The 19,766-nt window shown below is 69.9% G+C and carries 17 protein-coding genes and 2 pseudogenes; 7 read left to right on the forward strand and 12 right to left on the reverse strand.

Annotation, left to right across the window (positions count from 1 at the left end):
* Positions 1-90: 90 nt before the first annotated feature.
* Positions 91-510, reverse strand: coding sequence for a group II intron maturase-specific domain-containing protein (locus tag LK06_RS34980; protein WP_324618361.1), 420 nt, complete (start codon positions 508-510; stop codon positions 91-93).
* Between the two features lie 79 nt (positions 511-589).
* Here LK06_RS34980 and LK06_RS31975 point away from each other — a divergent pair, with 79 nt between their 5' ends.
* Positions 590-1,381, forward strand: coding sequence for an IS5 family transposase (locus LK06_RS31975; protein WP_086083551.1), 792 nt, complete (start codon positions 590-592; stop codon positions 1,379-1,381).
* Here LK06_RS31975 and LK06_RS31980 read toward each other — a convergent pair.
* The 10 genes and pseudogenes from LK06_RS31980 to LK06_RS32025 form a co-directional block, all read right to left on the reverse strand.
* Positions 1,338-1,874, reverse strand: a complete 537-nt coding sequence (locus LK06_RS31980; RefSeq protein ID WP_086083062.1) for a hypothetical protein — start codon at positions 1,872-1,874, stop codon at positions 1,338-1,340. The genes LK06_RS31975 and LK06_RS31980 overlap by 44 nt on opposite strands.
* Before the next feature lie 59 nt (positions 1,875-1,933).
* Positions 1,934-2,368 carry a hypothetical protein gene (locus tag LK06_RS31985; RefSeq protein WP_086083613.1) on the reverse strand — a complete coding sequence of 145 codons (435 nt, stop codon included), beginning with the start codon at positions 2,366-2,368 and terminating at the stop codon, positions 1,934-1,936.
* A 219-nt stretch (positions 2,369-2,587) separates the two neighbouring features.
* Positions 2,588-3,256, reverse strand: coding sequence for a helix-turn-helix domain-containing protein (locus LK06_RS31995; protein WP_234367567.1), 669 nt, complete (start codon positions 3,254-3,256; stop codon positions 2,588-2,590).
* 122 nt (positions 3,257-3,378) lie between these two features.
* Positions 3,379-3,921: a P-loop NTPase family protein gene (locus tag LK06_RS32000; protein ID WP_039649873.1), complete on the reverse strand. Its 543-nt coding sequence runs from the start codon at positions 3,919-3,921 to the stop codon at positions 3,379-3,381.
* Between the two features lie 103 nt (positions 3,922-4,024).
* Positions 4,025-4,414 carry a D-ribose pyranase gene (rbsD, locus tag LK06_RS32005; RefSeq protein ID WP_039649875.1) on the reverse strand — a complete coding sequence of 130 codons (390 nt, stop codon included), beginning with the start codon at positions 4,412-4,414 and terminating at the stop codon, positions 4,025-4,027.
* Positions 4,411-5,313: a ribokinase gene (locus tag LK06_RS32010; protein WP_039649877.1), complete on the reverse strand. Its 903-nt coding sequence runs from the start codon at positions 5,311-5,313 to the stop codon at positions 4,411-4,413. The genes rbsD and LK06_RS32010 overlap by 4 nt, the downstream gene beginning before the upstream one ends.
* 107 nt (positions 5,314-5,420) lie before the next feature.
* Positions 5,421-6,266: pseudogene (locus LK06_RS35420) on the reverse strand (D-ribose ABC transporter substrate-binding protein); the annotation flags it as partial.
* Between the two features lie 138 nt (positions 6,267-6,404).
* Positions 6,405-7,379 (reverse strand): annotated as a pseudogene (locus LK06_RS35425) (ABC transporter permease); the annotation flags it as partial.
* A complete protein-coding gene (locus LK06_RS32020; protein ID WP_039649879.1) occupies positions 7,369-8,895 on the reverse strand; it encodes a sugar ABC transporter ATP-binding protein in 1,527 nt (508 codons plus the stop codon). The gene LK06_RS32020 and the pseudogene LK06_RS35425, both read right to left, overlap by 11 nt.
* Positions 8,892-9,908 (reverse strand): LacI family DNA-binding transcriptional regulator, encoded by a 1,017-nt coding sequence (locus LK06_RS32025; RefSeq protein ID WP_039649881.1) that lies wholly within the window; start codon positions 9,906-9,908, stop codon positions 8,892-8,894. The genes LK06_RS32020 and LK06_RS32025 overlap by 4 nt, the downstream gene beginning before the upstream one ends.
* Positions 9,909-10,269: 361 nt before the next feature.
* Here LK06_RS32025 and LK06_RS33915 point away from each other — a divergent pair, with 361 nt between their 5' ends.
* Positions 10,270-10,437 carry a hypothetical protein gene (locus tag LK06_RS33915; protein ID WP_167747954.1) on the forward strand — a complete coding sequence of 56 codons (168 nt, stop codon included), beginning with the start codon at positions 10,270-10,272 and terminating at the stop codon, positions 10,435-10,437.
* Positions 10,438-11,011: 574 nt separating this feature from the next.
* Here the strand turns inward: LK06_RS33915 and LK06_RS32040 are convergent.
* Positions 11,012-13,789, reverse strand: coding sequence for a helix-turn-helix transcriptional regulator (locus LK06_RS32040; RefSeq protein WP_052319112.1), 2,778 nt, complete (start codon positions 13,787-13,789; stop codon positions 11,012-11,014).
* Between the two features lie 292 nt (positions 13,790-14,081).
* Between LK06_RS32040 and LK06_RS32045 the strand changes: the two genes are divergently transcribed.
* From LK06_RS32045 to LK06_RS32065, 5 genes are all read left to right on the forward strand, one after another.
* Complete coding sequence (locus tag LK06_RS32045) at positions 14,082-14,762, forward strand: helix-turn-helix transcriptional regulator (protein WP_039649882.1); 681 nt, start codon at positions 14,082-14,084, stop codon at positions 14,760-14,762.
* 1,256 nt (positions 14,763-16,018) lie between these two features.
* Positions 16,019-16,777, forward strand: a complete 759-nt coding sequence (locus LK06_RS32050) for a class I SAM-dependent methyltransferase (RefSeq protein WP_039649885.1) — start codon at positions 16,019-16,021, stop codon at positions 16,775-16,777.
* The gene (gene ectB, locus LK06_RS32055; RefSeq protein WP_043435827.1) at positions 16,774-18,033 is read left to right on the forward strand and encodes a diaminobutyrate--2-oxoglutarate transaminase; all 1,260 of its coding nucleotides are present in this window, start codon (positions 16,774-16,776) and stop codon (positions 18,031-18,033) included. The genes LK06_RS32050 and ectB overlap by 4 nt, the downstream gene beginning before the upstream one ends.
* 12 nt (positions 18,034-18,045) lie before the next feature.
* Positions 18,046-19,041, forward strand: coding sequence for an isopenicillin N synthase family dioxygenase (locus tag LK06_RS32060; RefSeq protein WP_039649889.1), 996 nt, complete (start codon positions 18,046-18,048; stop codon positions 19,039-19,041).
* A 3-nt stretch (positions 19,042-19,044) separates the two neighbouring features.
* Complete coding sequence (locus tag LK06_RS32065; protein ID WP_039649891.1) at positions 19,045-19,725, forward strand: 7-cyano-7-deazaguanine synthase; 681 nt, start codon at positions 19,045-19,047, stop codon at positions 19,723-19,725.
* Positions 19,726-19,766: the final 41 nt, after the last annotated feature.

Below are 19,766 nucleotides of genomic sequence, written 5' to 3' on the forward strand. Positions count from 1 at the left end.
GGACTGGCGCGGTGGCTTCGGCTCCGTTTCCAGTCCCCGCCGCTTCGAACCGTACCTGCGGTTCTCCCGCATACGGCTTTCCGACATCGTTCACCGCCTGGCATGCGCCGTCGCCCTGCGTACGGTTCCGGTAAGGCGGTAGACCCGGAGCCGGGTGGTCCACCCGTAGGTGAAACGGGTGGACCAGTTCCGACACCACAGGCCGTGTTGTCGCTTGGCGCGGATCGCCCGCCGTTCGTGGACGTAGCCGTTGACCGCGTTGAACGTCCGCCCGGAGTTCCCGTTGCGGAAGTACGCTCCCCAGTCCCGCAGCACGGGGTTGAGAAGCTGTTGTCTTTTCGATCTTGAGGGGTGCGCGTCGAACGGGAGTCCCGATCGGGTGGTCGCGGGGTGTTGGGTGCATACGAACAGGGCCTCCTGAACAGCTCGTTGGTGTCGAATCACCGAGCAGCAGGAGGCCCTGGTGCAGCAGTCTTGCGTGCCGATGGCTGGGCAGTCCAGTGCGGTCACCTGGGAGTGTGACTGTCTGGCTCACCGGTTCGGAAATGCCGCCGACAATGGGACGCGTGAGCGGCGGTATCCGACGGACATGACGGACGCGGAGTGGGCCAGGGTCCTGCCGCTGCTGCCGGTGCCGGGCTGGATGCGCGGCCGGGGCGGCCGGCCGGAGGCGTATTGCCACCGGGTCATGCTCGATGCGATCCGGTATCTCGTGGACAACGGGATCAAGTGGCGGGCGATGCCTGCCGACTTCCCGCCGTGGGACCGCATCTACGCATTCTTCCGCCGCTGGCGTGACCACGCCCTGGTCAAGGAGTTCCACGACCGGTTGCGCGCGAGAGTCCGCGAGGAGCTGGGGCGGGACGCGCAGCCGACGGCCGGGGTGATCGACTCGCAGTCCGTCAAGGCGGACGCCGTCGTCGGCGCGGACAGCCGGGGCTTCGACGGTGGCAAGCTCGTCAACGGCCGCAAGCGGCATGTCGTGGTCGACACCCTCGGCCTGCTGCTGGGCGTGATGGTCACCGCCGCGGATGTCGGCGACCGCACCGCTGCCCAGGTGCTGCTCGGGCAGGTCGCCGACGCCCACCACCGGCTGGAACTGCTCTGGGCTGATGGCGGCTACACCGGCAGCCTCGTCGAGCACTGCCTGGCCACGTTCGCCCTGGTCCTGGCGATCGTCAAACGCAGCGACGACCAGAAGGGGTTCGTGGTGCTGCCCAAGCGGTGGATCGTCGAGCGCCTCTTCGCCCACCTGATGCGAAGCCGCCGCCTGGTGCGCGACTTCGAGCGCCGCACCACCAGCGCGGAGGCGATGGTCTACTGGTCGATGACCGGGCTCATGACCCGCCGCCTGGCCCGCTCACGCCTGCCGCGAGGGTGAACCGGCCCGGCTGCTGCTCGGCCAGCCAGCCGCGGGCCACCAGGCGTTTCGCCTTCGACCGCAGGGCCTCCACCCGCGCCGGCACCACGTCCATGCCGAACACGGCGGCCATCTCCTGGCAGCTCAAAGGGCCTTGATGGAGCCGGGCCCGGTCCGCGAGCGCCGTGAGGATGCGCTGGTAGTCCACCGACAGCACCGACCAGGCCAGCCCCTGGCGCCACACCGGCACCTGTGACTTCGACTTCGCCGCATCCCCAGGCGTCGACGGCACCTGCGCATCCCGCGGATCCGCGGTGACTTCCGCCTCGGCGGCGGCACCGTCGTCCGGAGCCAGCACCGTATCGACCCGCCTGCGAGCGATCGCCCACTCCTGCCATTCCAGCTCGGCCGCGGCCAGCTCGGCCTGGATGCGGTCGGCCTCCTCCCGCAGCCCGTCGACTCGACGCCGAGCGGCGACCTCGTGCTGTTCCAGCAGCCCAACAACTGACGGCATCCGCGACCTCCCGGGGAACGACGACCCGACAGGCCACCACTCCCACGGAACCACCGGTCCTATCCCCGACCAGCGGAAACGCGCCGATCACGTCCGGAAAGACAACACCTTCTGAGGTCAGCGACCACGGCGCACAGCGGTTGTTCAGTCTTCTCAATGACGGTGGCTGCACGGACTTTGTCCCGCAGCACCCGCATCGCTCCGGCCGGGGGCCACCGCTGCGAGTAGTGCGTGCCCCGCCCTTTCCACGACTCCACCTTCCGGTGGTGGAAGCCGAGGAACCCGAAGCCCTGCCCGCCCTGGATGAGGCAGGTGATGCCGGACCTCTCCGGGCGCAACCGCAGCCCGAGCCGGTCCGGTACCTCCGTCGCCGACAGCTGGGCCTGCTCGGCTCGTTGTCTGGTCGGCGACAGGACGACGACGTACTCGCAGTACCTCACCAGTACCCCCAGCCGGCGGCCCTCGACCTTCCATGCCTCGTTGAGGACGTGCAAGGTGATGTTCGCCAGCAGAGGTGAGATCGGTGAGCCCTGCCCGGTCCACCCCAGTCGGAGAGGTCACCCCGCCCTCCAAGACTCCCATCCGCAGCCATGCCCGGACCACCGATGCCGCGCTGGGTGGCCCTCCCGTCCGTATTGAGTTGTCCGTACGGCGTCTGTACTGCGAGAACTCCCACTACCCAAAGGGCACGTTCGCCGAACAGATCGACGGCCTCACCGTTCGCCACCAACGGCGCACGCCCTTGTCGTAGCGCCGCCATGTGGCTGTCGAGCGTCCGGGTCCGTTCCGGTGTCGCGGTCGGCTTGGGCGAGGAGCCGTTCCCATGTGCGGGTGGATCCGCCGTGCTGGTCGGCGAGCGTGGCCGCGAGGCGGGTGCGGGGGGTGTCCTCGGCGGTTTTGAGTGCTGCGGTGGCGGTGCGCAGACGGGGGTCGCCTTCGTAGGCGTGGGCCTTGCGGAGCTTGCTCTCTTTGCCTGGGGGGCGCCCGCCTCCTTTTCCTTGCCGGGTGGGGGTGTTGCGGCGGTCCTCGATGTCTCGGCGGGCCCAGAGGCGGAGGCTGTAGACGGTGGTGCCCGCCGGGAGGTAGCCCTGGGTCGCGTAGGCGCGAACGGTGCTCGCCGCGACGCCGAGCACGGCGGCGGCCTCCTCGTCGTTGAGACGGTCGTCGGGGTGTTCTCCGGTGGGCAGAGCGGGGATGGGGCGCCCGTCGATGTAGGCCTGGGCCTGGGCGAGGTCGTACACCAGTACGCGGCTGCTGGGGAAGAGAGCCGGCACACGCTGCCGGAGGGCGGGGGCGTCGCGACGCCGCCACGTGGCGATGGGTACTCCGGCCTGCTGGGCGATGTCGGATTCGTTGATCACGGGGCGGTTGCGGGGGATCACGGGGGGAGGGTTTCTCTCGGGTGTTCCGGTGGGGCGGGCTACGCTGGTGGGGCTTCTTCGGTCGGCGGTGACGTTGGCGTAGATGTTGGTCAGGGGCCGGTGGTGTGCCGGGCTGCTTCTCGCTAGTGGCTCTCCGCTGGCCCCTTGGCTGTCTGCTCCTTCCAGCGGCGGACATCTCGCGGGCCGCGGAGCCTGACCACCTGAACGCCGAGTTCGGCCGTCTCGGCGACCTGGCGGACGTAGCGGGGGCGGTTCGCCCGGTATTTGCGGATGGCGTTGCGGAGCAGGGATCGGCGGGCGAAAAACGCCTTGGACCAAGTCAGGCGCCTGGCTTGTGCGCTGTCCTCTCGCCCTGAGAGCTGACGCAGACTGCGACGGATGATCCGGTACAAGATCAGGGGTAGTGGGAAGTCGAGCCAGACCAATATGTCGGCCCGGTGCCATACGACGTCGGCGAGCTTGGAGAAGTTGCCTTCGACGATCCATCCGTCGGTACGGGTGATCTCTCCTGCCTGCCGCCGGAACTCCTCCAGCGGCAGCGGCCCGTTTGGGGTGAACAGCAGGTCGTCAAGGTCGGTGTGGGGTTGGTCCAGCTCTGCGGAGAGCCACCGGGCCAGGGTGGACTTTCCCGTAGCCGGCGCTCCGAACAGGGCGATCTTCGGCATGTGTGTCTTTCCCCCCCACAGGTAGTCGACATGCGAAACTTTACAGCATTCGAAACCGCCCTTGGGGCGGCCGGCGCATCACACCAGTAGCCGTCGCGGGCGGTCAGAAGAAGACCCCGCACCGCAGCAGCACATTCGCGTACGGCTGTGCCTCGCCCGTCCGCACGACGAGCCGGGCGCCTGCCGATAGCTCCTTCAGCCTCTCGTGGGGGACGAGGGCCAGGTCGGGAAAGCATCCGGTGAGCAGTGCCGAAGCCGCTGGGTTGGCGTCCCGTATCTCCGTCGCTGCCGTCGCGCCCTCGATGACCAGCTCGGACAGGAGCCCGTCCAGAACTTCGGCGAAGGACGGCACTCCGGCCCGGAAGGCGAGGTCCACGACCCGAGGGCCGTCGGGTATCGGCATGCCCGCGTCGCAGACCAGCACCTCGTCACTGTGCCCCAGCTCGGCCAAGGCCCCCGAGAGATGGCGGTTGAGGATCCCTGCCTTCTTCACAGTGCGGCCACTTCTTGCGCCGTCGGGAACGACTCCTGGGCACCCCGTTTCGTCACCGCCGCTGCCCCGACGCGCGCTGCGTACGCTGCTGCCTCCGCCAGGGTCGCGTCGGCGCTCAGTTTCCAGGCCAGTGCGGCCGTGAAGGAGTCGCCGGCACCCGTCGTGTCCACGGCCTTGACCTTCACCGACGGGATCCGTTGGACACCTGCCGAGGATGCTGCCAGCGCGCCCCGCGAACCCAGCGTCACGACCACCGACTTCGGCCCCATGGCCAGCAGCGCCCGGGCCCAGTCCTCCGGTTCCACGCTGGCGTACGTGTCGCCGAGGATCACCTTCGCTTCGTGCTCGTTGACGATCAACGGATCGCAGGCCACGAGGATTTCGGCGAGAAGCGGGCGAGGCGGAGAGGGGTTGAAGACGAAGCGGCTGCCGGGCGCCAGGTTGCGGATGACCTCCACAACCGCCTCCAGCGGGATCTCCAGCTGTGCCGACACCACCCGGGCGACACGGAAGAGGCCGGCCGCCGCCCGGATGTCCTTTGGCATCAGTCGGCGGTTCGCGCCCGGTGACACCACGATGCTGTTGTCGCCGGACGAATCCACGGTAATCAGCGCGACGCCGGTCGGCTCCCCGCCCACCAGCACGCCCGCCGTGTCGACGCCAGCCGCCCGCTGCGAGTCGAGCAGCAGCTGGCCGTACGCGTCGTCGCCGACCCGGGCCAACAAGGCCGTACGGGCCCCGAGTCGTGCGGCCGCCACGGCCTGGTTCGCGCCCTTGCCGCCGGGGTGGACGGCCAGGTCGGAGCCGAGGACCGTCTCACCGACCCCGGGCCTGCGCTCGATGCCGATCACCAGGTCGGCGTTGGCCGAACCCACGACCAGCAGGTCGTAGTCGTACATGAACTGTCCCCTGTACAGGTGAGTTGGAGCCGCACGACGGCCGGTCGCACCGTGTGCGGGTCATGCCGGGGTGGCCGGACGGTGTCCCGCCCGGCCACCATGCCGTGTCAGCCGCTGAACGTGTCCGCGTTCTCAGCCGTGACCACCTTCACCGGCACCTTGACCGTCTTCTGGACCTTTTCGCCGTTCGCGGCCTTGACCGCGTTCTGCACCGCGAGCTTGCCGAGTTCCTTCGGCTGCTGTGCGACGGACGCGTACAGGGTGCCGTCCTTGACCGCCGTGAGGCCGTCCGGCGTGCCGTCGAAGCCGATCACCGCGACTGACGTGCCGGCCCTGCTGCCCAGTGCCTTGATCGCGCCGAGTGCCATCTCGTCGTTCTCGGCGAAGACGCCGGTCACGTCGGGGTGCGCCTGGAGGAGGTTGGTCATGACGTCCAAGCCCTTGGTGCGGTCGAAGTCCGCGGGTTGCTTGGCGAGGATCTCGATGCCCGGGTAGGCCTTGAGGCCCTCGGTGAAGCCCTGGCCGCGTTCACGGCTGGCGGATGTTCCCGCGGTGCCCTGCAGGATGACGATCTTCCCCTTGCCGCCCAACTTCTCGGCCAGGGACTTCGCGGCGAGCTGTCCTCCCTCGATGTTGTCGGAGGCGACGGTGGTGGCGAGGTCGGCGCCGTTGACCGTGCGGTCGGCGGCGACGACCGGTATGCCGGCCTTGCCGGCTGCCTTCACCGACGGCGCGGCAGCATCCGAGTCCACGGGGTTGATGATGATCGACTTCACGTTCTGGCCGGTGAAGTTCTGCAGTTGGTTGGCCTGCTGCGACGCGTCGTTCTGTGCGTCGGTCACTGTCAGGGCGACGCCCTCGGCCTTGGCCTCCGCTTCGGCGCCCTTCTTGAGCTGCACGAAGAACGGGTTGTTGAGTGTCGATAGCGACATGCCGATCTTGGTGGCGCCGGAACCGCTGTCTCCGGAGGCTGAGTTGCAGGCGGTGGCGGTGAGAGCGAGGGCTGCGACGGTTGCGGCGACGACGGCGAGATTCTTCGTACCCATGGTTGCTTCCTTGCAGTGGGCGGGGCGGGGATCGGGGGGAGTTCAGGAGGCGCGGCGGCGCAGCGTGTCCAGCAGGACGGCGAGCGCGATGACCGCGCCGATGACGACCTGCTGCCAGAACGCGGAAACGGACAGCAGATTGAGGCCGTTGCGCAGTACGGCCAGGATGAGGGCGCCGATGAAGGTACCCGAGGCCCTGCCGAGGCCGCCGGAGAGGCTGGCGCCACCGATGACGACAGCGGCGATGGCGTCGAGTTCGTACCCGAGGGCGGCCTGTGGCTGCGCGGAGACCAGGCGGGAGGCGAGCAGGATGCCCGCGACGGCCGCGAAGGCGCCGGACAGCGCGTAGATGGCGAGCTTCTGCTTCTTCACGCGCAGCCCGGACAGCCGCGCCGCCTCCTCGTTGCCGCCGATCGCGTACATGGAGCGGCCGATGTACGTACGGGACAGGATCACGGCGGTGATCAGGCCCATTGCCACCATGACCAGCACGGGCACCGGCAGCCAGCCGCCGAGGGTGTTGCCGAGTGCGGACACCGAGTCGGGGAAGGCGATCGGGCTGCCCTGCGAGATGACCAGCGCCAGGCCACGGCCCACCGAGAGCATCGCGAGCGTGGCGATGAAGGGTGGCAGCTTGCCGTAGGAGATCAGTGTGCCGTTGACGAGCCCGCACGCGACACCGGTGCCGAGAGCCAGGAACACGGCCAGCCAGACCGGCAGCCCCTGGGAGGTCGCGGTCCAGGCGAGGACGGTCGCGGCCAGCGCGGCCACCGAGCCGACCGACAGATCGATGCCGGCGGAGACGATGACGAAGGTCACGCCGAAGGCCAGGATCGCGGTCACGGCGGCCTGCACACCGACGTTGAGCAGGTTCTGGGTGGTCAAAAAGTCGCCTGAAAGCAGCGACATGGCCACGACCAGCACGATGAGGGCGCTGAGCGCGCCGTTGTCGAGCAGGACCCGACGGACCGCGGTGGCGCTTCCCACGCCGGGGCTGGGCTTGAGCGTGTCAGTCGTCACGGCCGGCCTCCACTTCTTCCTTCATTGGTGTTGCGGTGACGGCAAGTGCCATGACCGTGTCCTGGGTCGCCTCGTGCGCGGGAAGTTCGCCCGCGATCCGGCCCTGATTCATGACCAGCACCCGGTCGCTCATGCCGAGCACTTCCGGCAGATCGCTGGAGATCATCAGCACCGCTTGGCCCGCGGCGGTCAGTTCGTTGATGAGCTGGTAGATCTCGACCTTGGCGGCTACATCGATGCCTCGGGTCGGTTCGTCGAGGATCAGCACCTTGGTGTCGGCGAGGAGCCACTTGCCGATGACGACCTTCTGCTGGTTGCCGCCGGACAAGGTGCGCACATGCTGGCCGAGGCCCGCCATCCGCACGCCGAGTTGCCCGGCGATCCGGGCGGCGGCGGTGCGCTGAGCCCGGCGGTCCACCCAGCCGACACGACTGGCCGCGCGCAGCGTGACCAGACCGAGGTTCTCCTGCACGGAGGCGTCGAGGACCAGCCCCTGGCCCTTGCGGTCTTCGGGTACCAGGCCGATCCCGGCCGCGGTGGCGGCGTTGACGTCATGGCGGGGCAGGCGGCGGCCGGCGACCTCGACCGTCCCCGCGTCGTAGGGATCGGCGCCGAAGATCGCCCGGGCGACCTCCGTGCGGCCCGCGCCGACCAGGCCGGCGATGCCGACGACCTCGCCGGCCCGCACCTCGAAGCCGACGTTGTGGAAGACGCCGTCGCGGGTCAGGCCGGACACCGAGAGCAGGGGTGCTCCGGGGCCGGCCGACTCACGCGGATACTGCTGCTCGATGGACCGGCCCACCATGAGCCGTACGAGTTCGTTCTGCGGGGTGGAGGCGGGCACCTGGCCGACGCTCCTGCCGTCGCGGAGCACGGTTACCCGGTCGCCGAGGGCGGCGATCTCCTCCAGATGGTGGGTGATGAAGATGATGCCGACGCCCTCCTCGCGCAGCCTGCGCACGATCTGGAAGAGCTTCTCCACCTCCTCGGAGGTGAGCACAGCGGTCGGCTCGTCCATGATCAGGACGCGGGCTTCCAGGTTCAGCGCCTTGGCGATCTCCACCATCTGGAGCCGGGCGATGCCCAGTTCGCGCACCCTGGCTCTCGGGGAAACGCGGATGCCGACCCGGTCGAGGAGCCGTGCTGCATCCGCCTCCATCCGCTTGCGGTCGATCAAGCCGAAGCGGCGCGGCTGGCGGCCGAGGAAGATGTTCTCGGCGACGGTGAGGTCCGGGACGAGATTGAACTCCTGGTAGATCGTGGCGATGCCGAGACGTTCGGCGTCCTGGGCACCGTGGATACGGACCGCCTGCCCTCCGGCGAAGATGCGGCCGGAGTCCGGTCGGTAGGCACCGGAGAGCATCTTGATCAGGGTGCTCTTGCCGGCACCGTTCTCACCGAGCAGCACATGCACCTCGCCGCGGCGCAGGTCGAAGTCGACGCCGTCGAGCGCGACCACACCGGGGAAGGTCTTCCCTATGCCTTCGATTCGCAGCAACTCGTCCGGGTTGCTCACGGTGTGCTCCTTCGGGATTGGGAGGGCTCGCCGCACGAGCGGCGTACGACGAGGCGGGCGGGGAGGGTGACGGACGTGGACGGCCGCCCCTCGATGCGATCGACCAGGGCCCGTACGGCAGCCCGGCCCAGCTCACCCGTCGGCTGGGCGATCGCGGTGATCGGCGGATCGGTGTGCACGAACCACGGGACATCGTCGAAGGCCGCGAGGGCGATGTCGTGGGGGACACGCATCCCCCGTGCGCGGATCGCGTCCAGGGCACCGAGCGTCATCAGGTTGTCCGCGGCGAAGACCACCTCGGGCGGCTCGGGCAGCCGGAGGAACTCCTCGGTGACCCGCCGTCCGCTCTCGGCCTGGAAGTCCCCCTGGCCGATGTAGGAGTCCGGCAGTTCGATGCCATACGCGCGCAGGGCCTCTCTGAAGGCCCCCACGCGTTCCTGGCCGGTCGTGGTCGCCGCTGGACCTGCGATGATCGCGAGCCGCCGGTGCCCGAGCCCGTGCAAATGCGCCACGAGGTCCCGTACGGCGGCCCGTCCGTCCGTCCGTATGACTGGCACGTCGACACCCGGGATCCACCGGTCGACGAACACCATCGGCGTCCCCGCGCGCGCGGCCTCCAGCATTAGCGGCGAGCCGCCGTCGGTGGGGGAGACCAACAGGCCGTCGATACGGCGGTCCAGCAGGGTGCGTACATGGTGGTCCTGGAGGTCGGGCCGCTCGTCGGCGTTGCCGATGATCACGCTGTAGCCGAGCGCGCGTGCCTCCTCCTCGACGGAGCGGGCCAGCTCGGTGAAGTACGGGTTGAGTACGTCGCTGATGACCAGGCCGAGGGCGTGGGTCTGGTCGGTGCGTAGCGACCGGGCGACGGCGTTCGGACGGTAGCCCAGCGCCTCGACGGCGGTCAGCACGCGCGTGCGTGCGTCCGCGCTGACCGACGGGTGGTCGTTCAGGACGCGCGACACCGTGGCGACGGACACCCCTGCCTCGGCAGCGACGTCCTTAATGCTTGCCATCGCGGCTCCGCCCCCTCATGGAATCGATTACATCGTCGTGTTGCAGGAGGGATTGAAATCGATTACACAGGGCCGATGCAAGGGGCCGGAGACTGGCCGAAATCTAATCGTGACTGAAGGGTGTCCGGCTCCGTCAGGGGCACGTGATGGTCGTGTGACGGGGTGGTGGGATGGCAGCGGGTGGGTGTCAGCCGGTTATGGGAAGGGATGCCCGGAACATCCGGAACGACCAGTCAGGAGAGCGCAGGGCTGCGGGCAGCGGGTCGGCGGATCAAGCTGCTGGACCAGGAGAACGAGGTCCTGCGACGGGCCGCAGCCCAGCTGTCGCAGGCGCATCTGCCGGGAAGGGATCTACCCGTTCGTGAAGGAGTTGACCGGGGACGGGGTGCCCGTCACGGTTGCGTGCCGGGTGCTGAAGCTCGCCAGACGGCCCTACCACCGCCGGCTTGACCAGCCGGTGACCGACGCCATGCTGGAGGAGGCGTATCGCACGAACATGCTGCTCGACGCGCACCGTGACGACCCGTAGTTCGGCTGCCGCTTCCTGGCCGACGAAGCGCGCGGCGGCGGGGCCATGATGGCGGACTGGACTGCGTGGCGGATCTGCCGGGACAACCGCTGGTGGAGCGTGTTCGGCAAGAAGCGCGGCAAGGGCAGGAAGGCCGGGCCCGCTGGTGCACGACGACCTGGTCCGCCGTGTCCGCGCTGCCCCAGTGGCAGTCGCAGTTATGCTCGTCGGGGTGGGCGGTCATCCCCCGGAAGGTGACTGCCAGGCCATCTATTGCGGCGTCGAGGCGAAGTCGGGCGCGGGATCGGTCGAGGTTCATCATGGACGTTCGCCTTCGAGGACTCCGGGAGTTGGCACCGCCCGAAGATCGCTAACTTACCGGGGCAGGCCCCAGCCCGCCATCAAGATCACAGCGTCCCATGCAGGGCGGGCAGGTCGTCTGCGAGGACGCGGTCCATCCATGCGGGCAGTTCCTCGCCCCGTAGATCGCGCATCATGTCGGCGAAGTCGCCAACGTGGCGTCGAGGCGCGGGCAGGCGGCCCGGATCTCTTTCAGCAGGGTCGGTACAACGGTTCCTGAGGTTGCGAGGGGAGGTCACCGAGCGTCCTCCAGGTCGCCGACCTGAGACGTGCCCGCCGTGTCGCTCCCAGACAGGGCAGCACTCAGGGCGCCGCGCCGTCGGATACCCAACTTGCGGTAGCTGTGGGTCAGATGGGTCTCCACGGTGCGCCGGGCCAGATGCAGCAGATCCGCGATCTCCGTGTTGGTGCGTCCCTCCGCGGCCAGTTCGGCGATACGACGCTCGCTGTCGGTGAGCGCGGCGGCGCCGGTCCGTGTCGCCGCACGTCGCGCGCCGCCCACCCGCAGCGCCTCCTCCGCCAGGTCCCGCAGTCTTACGGCTCCGTGGCGTTCGGCGAGCACGGCCGCCTCCCGCAGGATGTCGCGGGCACGCGAGGACTCCCCCGAGGCGGTCAGCTGACGGCCCAGGGCCAGCAGCGCCGCAACGAGCTCCGGTCCGGCGGGGCCGTCCCGCAGCAGTCGTACCGCCTCCTGACCCAGTTCCAGACCGCGGCGCCCGCCGGTCGCGGTGCCGAGCACGCGCAGCGCCCGGCCCACGGTGCGGGGGGTGTTCCACACCCGGGCCAGACGCAGTTCCTCCGCGGCCAGGGCGAGCGCCTCCCGCGACACGCCCAGCGCCAGATGGCATTCGGCGGCGGCCGTGCGCCAGGGAGTGACGACCGGGCTGAAGGCTTCGCGGGCCGACTCGCGCCGACCGCACTCCAGGAAGTCGTGCAGCGCTCCCGCCGGGTCGCCGTTCGCGGCGCGCAGCCGCCCGCGTGCGTACAGGAACCGGTTCAGCTCCCAGGACTCCGGCGCCGTCCGCAAGTCGAAGGTGTCGGAAAGGTGTTCGGCCTCAAGGGCTCGACCCGTCTCCACGAGAGCGGTCACCGCGTGCGCATGGGCGTTGGTCGGGGTCGCGGAGACGGGCGGCGGATCGGCCAGGAGGGTCGCGTAGTCGGCCCGTGCCGCGACGATGTCCATCCGGGTGTTGAGCAGCGCCTCGTGCATGGGGTGCAGAACGTCGGGCCGCTGTCCGGCCAGGCCGCGCTCCACCAGCAGTTCGGCCTCGTCGAGTTCGTCGGCCCACAGGGCGACCACGGCGGCCGTCCCCAGCAGGTACGGCTCGGACAGCGGGTCGGTCGGTTCCGCCAGCAGACCGCGCAGGCGCAGCATCGCGTCCTTCGCCGACCTCAGCCCCGCCGTGACCGAGTACTTCACCAGGAACGCGTGACCGGCCGCGCTGATCGACACCGGCGAGTGCTCGGCCACGTCGGCCAGCCGCTCGTACGCCTCCTGCCGCACCGCCTGGTCCTTGTCGGACAGTTGCAGGCACGCCTGCCGCAGGATGCGCACCAGGTCCGGACGGTCGGCGAGCCCGTCGTAGAGGGAGCGCAGCACCTCGACCGCCGCGCGGGTCCTGCCCCGCCCGGTCAGCGCGGTCCCCAGGGCGACCGCGGCACGCACTCGTTCCTGCGGCGGACCAGGCAGCCGCAGGGCCTCGGTCAGCCTCAGGATCGCGGCCGAGGACCCGGGCACCGCGTACTCCAGTGACCCCAGCTCGGTCAGCAGACGCTGTCTGACCTCATCGGAGAGGGGCTCGTTCAGGGCGCGGCGCAGGAAGGCCACCGCGTCCTCGATCTGCCCCTCATGCAACGCCAGCGAAGCGGCGTCCTGAAGCACCGGCAGTGCCCAGGGCGCGTTCACCGCGTCGATGAGTAGTAGTTGACGGGCGACAAGGTCGCTGGAGGCACCGTGGTGGAGCATCATCTCGGCGGTCGTCCGGTGCGCGGCGCGCCGTCGGGCCGCGGGCACACCGGTGAGCACTGCGTCCCGCAGCAGCGGATGGGCGTAGCGGGCGCGGCCCATGTCGTCGGTGCGCAGCAGCCCGAGGCAGGTCATCGCGGTGATCCAGCCCGTGACCCGGGCCGGGTCGGCGTCGGAGAGTTCGGCGAGGAGGGAGGGTATGTGGACGGCCGAGTGGCCCCCCGTGCCGGGGGCGGGTTTGTGGTTCCAGCCCTCGTCCAGGATCGCCAGCGTCCGCGCCACCTCTGCTGTGCCCGGCCCGGCGCAGTCCAGCCACCACTGCACGGCCGCCGGAAACGCGCCTGGGTACAGCGCCGCCGAGGTGTCCGGCACGACGGGATGGCTTCCGTCAGAGAGGTCGTCCAACAGGGCGCGCAGCAGCAGGGGGTTGCCCGCGCCGGCCCGTACACAGTCCGCGATCCAGGAGTTGTCGGCGTCCGGGAAGGCCGAGCGGACGGCCGCCACCGCCGAGTCGTCCGACAGCGGGGTCAGGGTGTGGGTGGTGACGAGGGCGGGGGAGAGGGAGTGGGCGAGGCCGGGTGCGGGCGGATCCACGTCGTACTGGCTGCGTTCGGTGGCCACCAGGACGATGGGCAGCCGGTCTATGAGCCGGACGGTTTCCACCAGCCAGCGGCGGGAGGCCGGATCGGCCAGGTGTACATCGTCCACGGTGATCAGCAGTGGCGACTCCTCGGCGTACGAGCGCAACGTCCGCCACAGCCCGGCGCCGATCACCCGCTCGTCGCCGTCTAAGGGCAGATCGGCGAACACCGCGAGGGGGCCGAGGAGTTGCAGGATCGCGGCGAAGGGGACCGCGGCGTCGCCGACGTAGCAGCGTGCGCGCAGTACGCGCATGCCGTCCTCGGCGGCGGCCTCCAGGACCGTGGTGCGGCCCGTGCCGGTGGCACCGCGCAGCAGGACCAGACGGCCGGCGCCCGCACGAGCGCGCTCGGTCGCGGTGGCCAACAGCCGTGCCGCTTCCCGTAGTGCACATGCCGGTCGGGCCATACCTGCCTCCTTGTATGGACATGAACGTCCTCACCCACCATGACGGGGGCTCGACCGATATCGATGTCATGCCCATACCGTGAGAAGGGCCACCGTGATCACTTAACTGTACGAGGAACCGGAATGCCGGTCCCTGCATCACGAATCTCGGTGTCGTGGTTCCGGACCACCGATCTCGTGGTCCGTGTCGTGGTGCTCCACGATTGTGCTGGTCACGGCGCCACACGAGGGTGGACAACCTTCGCCCGCCTCTGACCCCACAGAAGTGGCGGGCTCGCGGACAGGGGATAAAGTGCTCAACTCAATCCGGACCACACATGCCGGCACGGCGGACGGCACCACCGTGTCGGCGGCCCGGGTGCCCGTGACGGTGTACGCCGGGGACCCGATCTCGCGCGAGGGGGCCATGGCCCAGCTGCGCCGCTACCCGGACATGGAACTGCGGGACGCGTCGGCCGCCGGCTCCGGCACGGTGACCCTCTTCATCAGCGACACGCTGGACGAGACCACCCTCACCCGGCTGCGCAAGGTGGTGCGCAACCAGGGTGCCCGGGCCGTCCTCGTGGTGGGCGCACTGCGCGAGGACGAGTTGCTCGATGTGATCGAGTGCGGAATCGGTGCCATCGTGTGGCGCCACGAGGCGACGGCCGCCCGCCTGGAGCAGGCCGTACGCGCGGCCGCCCGCGGTGACGGAGACCTGCCCGCGGACCTGCTCGGACGGCTCATCAGCCAGGTGAGCTCCCTGCACCGGGACTCCGCCGGACGCCCCGGTGTCGCCGCCCCAGGGCTCACACCGCGGGAGGCGGACGTGTTGCGGCTGGTCGCTGACGGCTTCGACACCGCGGAGATCGCGCGGAAGATGACATACTCCGAACGCACGGTCAAGAACGTCATCCACGGGCTGACCGCGCGGCTGCACCTGCGCAACCGGGCCCACGCCGTGGCCCACGCCGTCAGGGCGGGCTACATCTGATCCGCCGCTGACCGAAGGGGCGGCGCGCGCCGCTTCCGGCGCGCGGTCCGCCCCGAGGTGGCCCGAGGCGGCCTGAGGCGGTCCGGGCACGTCAGCGAGGTCGGCGCGACGGCGGGGCTGTGGGGCCGGCCGGGATCCGGAGTGCCGACCACAGCGTGATCCGCGAGGACGAGCAGGCGCGGGGGCCTGCCGTCGAGCCGTGCCCCGACCCGCGACCGGCCGTGCGGCGCCGCGGACCCGTCGGCGGAACCTGCTCGATCGTCGCACGGCATCCATGAGGTCGAGCGGGCCCGCCGACACGGCCGTGCCGTCGTGAACGACGAACGGGACGTCGTGGTGACAGCGGAGCCGGCCGCCGCGCTGACGGGACTGCCGCGCCCTCGTGACTCGGGCACGGGACAGGCGGACAATGAATTCCCGTACGCATAGGTGACGTTGACGGGACAGCTCCTGAAGGGGAGTCATCCTCCGTGTGCCGTAGAGGCGTTGCTTGAGTAGCTCTGCCCTCCCGATCGCCTTCGCGTACGGCCGTGCGGCGCCGGAGTTCCCGGGAGGGCGCCGACCGGGCCCGCCCCGGGCGGCGGTCTCTGCGAAGGCTCTCCCGGTACCCCGCACATGGTGGTCCTGGCGGCGGGGCCGCTCGTCGGCTGCCTCCTGCACTCGTCCCCCGCCACGGAGCCGTCGCGGCCTGAACGGACCGGGCGGGGCGGCCTCGTCGGCTTCCGGATCGGTCTCCCCTTCCGCGCGGTTCCGGGTCATGCGGAACGTCCTGCGAGGGTCTCGCGGTGGCGTACGGGCACGTGCCGGACCGCGTCGGCCCGAGGGGAGATCCCCGCTCGACAGCCGCGGGTTCCGTGCGCCGATGCGCGAGTCGCGAGGCGGGACCGCGCACGACCCGCCCCGGATCCCCCTCGCAGGTGGTCGGAATGGTATCGACGGTGCGGGGTAACGAACCTGACGGAGCGTGACCGACCGGACAGGATTCTGCGGCGTCACCTCGATCACCGCACCCAGGACCGGGACCCGGTGCGTTGCCCCTGCGGCACGTGTACGTGCACCGACTTGCCCGAGAAGTCCGTACGGACGGACATTGTTGGCGATCCCGATCCGCGTAAGAATCGCTGCACCGCGATCACAGCGCGTGGCTGGTAACGCTTCAACGCGGGATTCTCCTTCGGCGGTCGAACACAGGACGACCCGCATGCCGAGCGGATCCGCGTAATGGCTCTGCCGGTTCGATCAAACCTAGGTAGGTGATGATGAACCCGGATTTCTACTCGCGGGTTGCTGACGAGTTCGGCGAATACACCAGCGGGGATCTGCGTACCGACGTCTTCCCGGACGGTGATCCGGAGGCCGTGTTCGACGAGCTGGCGAGGGGCCTGGGCGGTCCCGGTGCCCGACTGGTCGATGTCGGCTGTGCCGACGGGCGCAACCTCCTGAGGATCGCCCCGGCGTTCGGCAGCGTGCTCGGCATCGACATGTCCGCGTCCATGCGGGACTCCGCAGAGCGCAAGCGCGCCGAGGCGGGCCTGGGCGACGTCAGGTTCGAGCTGCGCGACGCTTCGCGTACCGGCCTTCCCGACGGCGAGGCCGACGTCCTCACGTGCCGGCGTGGGCCGTTGTTCCCGGGGGAGTTCCGCAGGGTGCTCAAGCCCGGCGGTCATCTGATCTACATGGGCATCGGCGAGACGGACGTCCGCGAGCTGAAGGAGACCTTCGGCCGGGGCCAGCTCTACGGCCGCTGGGACGGCAGGCCGGTGATGGACGAAGTGGTCGAGGAGCTCACCGCCGCCGGCTTCGCGGTGGTGCTGGAGAAGGCTTTCCGGACCGAGGAGTTCTACCACTCGCCGGTCGAGCTCGACAGGTTCCTGCGCCAGGTGCCGATCTTCGAGGACTACGACACGGTGGCGGACCGGGTTCCGTTCGAGCGCTATGCGGCGTCGGCAGGCAGCGACCGTGGTGTCCGGCTCGACCGGCACTGGTTCGTGGTCCAGGCACGGAGGACGACATGACAATCTTCGACGATCTCGATTCCGAGGTTCGCAGCTACAGCCGGATGTGGCCGGTCGTGTTCGACCGGGCGGAAGGCAGCCGGCTGTTCTCCGAGGACGGTCGGCCCTACCTGGACTTCTTCGCGGGCGCCGGCGCGCTCAACTACGGTCACAACAACGCCTTCCTCAAGCAGGCCCTGCTGGACTACATCGCCCGGGACGGCGTCTCGCATGCGCTGGACATGTTCACCGTGGCGAGGCGGGACTTCCTCCAGGCCTTCCAGGACCTTGTCCTGACACCGCGGGGGCTGCCGTACAAGACGGTGTTCCCCGGTCCGGGCGGTGCGAACGCGGTCGAGGCGGCTCTGAAGCTCGCCCGACGGGTGACCGGACGGCAGTCGGTGGTGAGCTTCACCAACTCCTTCCACGGAATGACCCTCGGAGCCCTCGCGGTCAGCGGCAACAGGGCGAAGCGTGCGGCCGCCGGTGTGGATCTGACCCTGACGACCCCGATGCCCTACGACGGCTACCCGGGCATTGGGGAGTCCGGCCCGCGCCATCTCGACCGGCTGCTGTCGGACGGGGGCAGCGGCCTGGACCGGCCCGCCGCCATCATCGTGGAGACCGTGCAGGGCGAGGGTGGGCTGAGGTCCGCCGACGCGGACTGGCTGCGCGACCTCGTCGAGGTGTGCACACGGCACGAGGTGCTGCTCATCGTGGACGACGTGCAGATGGGCTGCGGCCGTACGGGATCCTTCTTCAGCTTCGAGGACGCCGGGATCACGCCCGACATGGTGTGTCTGTCCAAGTCCATCGGTGGCTTCGGCCTTCCTCTGGCACTCACCCTCATCCGGTCGGAGCTGGACGTCTGGAAGCCGGGCGACCACAGTGGCACGTTCCGCGGTGTCAGCGGTTCCTTCGTGACCGGTGCCCAGGCACTGCGCTCGTTCTGGAGCGACGGGACGCTGGAGAAGTCCACCCGCGAACGAGGGCAGCGGATCGCGGCGTCCCTGGCCGCCATCGCCATCGAGCACCCCGAGGCGGGTCTGGAGGTGCGGGGCCGGGGATTCGCGGCCGGACTGCGCTTCGCCACGCCCGGAGCGGCCCGCGCGGTGTGCGTCGCGGCCTTCGAGGAGGGGCTGCTCATGGAGACCTCCGGTGCGGCCGGCGACGTGGTGAAGCTGCTGCCCCCGCTGACCATCAGCGACGACGACCTGGACGAGGGTCTCGACATCATCCGTACGTGCGTGGGCCCGGTACTCGCGCGGAGCAAGTGAGAGGCCACGGCTGTGCCAGGCAAGATTCCCGAAGTCGACCTTGAGGCGTGGCGCACGGCGTCCGACACCGAACGCGCCTCCATCACAGCGGAGTTGGACACCGCGCTGCGCGGCACCGGAATGTTCCTCGTGTCCGGGCACGGTGTGCCCGAAGCCGTGATGGACGACTTCCGGGCCACCGCCAAGCGCTTCTTCGCCCTGCGCAAGGAGGTCAAGGCCCAGTACGCTATCGAGGCCGCGTACGACGGCGGATGGCTCGAAATGCATCCACCCGGTGGGGTCGGGGTGCCGGTGAGCGAGGGCGAGGAGGCCCCCAGCGCGCCGGACCTACACGAGTCGTTCTACGTGGGGCCCGCCCATCGTACCGGCGACGAGCGGCGCGACCGCCTCAACTACCCGGCGAACCGCTGGCCGGCCGAGCTGCCCGAGTTGAGGGCGGCCGCGGATGCGTACACGACGCACATGGCGCGGGTGGTGGAGCAGGTCAACCAGCTGCTCGCCGTCACCCTGGGCCTGCCGGAGGACTTCTTCACCTCGCGGGCGCGGATGGCGACGTGGACGCAGAACGCCAGCTGGTACCCCTCGTACGCGAGCATCGGGCAGGTCGCCCGCGGACAGTTCCGCAACGGGCCGCACACCGATCTGGGTACCGTCACGCTGCTGAGCCGGCAGCGAGGCGTGGGCGGACTGCAGGCGTGGAACGAGGAGGACGGCTGGTTCTCGCCGCCGTACAGCCCGGGCTCGCTCGTCGTCAACCTCGGTGACCTGATGGAACTGTGGACCGACGGGCGCTGGCGGGCGCTGAAGCACCGTGTGCTGCCCCCCAGCCCGGCGGCTCCCGACGAGGAACTGCTGTCGTTGGTCTTCTTCTTCGAGACCGACCCCGACACGCTGATCGAGCCCCTGGCCGCTCCGGCCGGTGGTGGCCGAGGACTGCCGCCGGCATACGCGCGGCGGACGGTCCTGGAGAAGCTCGGCGTCTCGCCCGACTCGGTGGAGGTGGCCTGAGACATGAGCAGAATCGTTGCCGTTGTGTCCGGTGGCATCGACTCGGTCACCATGGCGCATCACCTCGCGACCGCGGGCCACGAGCTCCATGTACTGGCTGTCGACTACGGTCAGCGCCACCGCAAGGAACTCGAGTTCGCCGCGGCCGTAGCGGAGCGGCTCGGCGCGCCGTACGAGCAGGTCGATCTGCGCTCGCTGCGCAGCGTCATGCGCGGATCCTCGCTGACGGATCCGTCCGTCAGCGTGCCGCGCCCCGACCGGCCGGTCGGCGGGAACCCCAACATCGTGCCGAACCGCAACGCCGTGCTGTTGTCGGTGGCGTTCGCGCTGGCGGTCACCGTGCGGGCCGACGCCGTCGCCTTCGGCGTCATGGCCGAGGACGTGGGCCCGTCCGACACCTCCCCGGAGTTCCTGCGGCTGTTCCTTGAGATGGAGCGCGTGGCGACCAAGGGTTCGCTCGCGCCCGAGGTCGAACTGCTGGCTCCGCTGATCGAACTGCCGAAGACCGGAGTCATCGCCCTCGGCCAGAGGCTCGGCGTGCCCTGGGACAAGACCTGGACGTGCTTCCGCGGTGAGGACATCCACTGCGGTGCGTGTGCGGCGTGCGTGGAGAGACGCGGAGCGTTCGCGGATCTCGGCATCACGGACCCGACGGACTATCGCGAAGCGCTGACACCGCGGTGACCGGCGCCGACCGCCGCACCGGTGGCTTCGACACGAAGGGG

The sequence above is a fragment of the Streptomyces pluripotens genome (assembly GCF_000802245.2).
Classification (GTDB): Bacteria; Actinomycetota; Actinomycetes; order Streptomycetales; family Streptomycetaceae; genus Streptomyces; species Streptomyces pluripotens.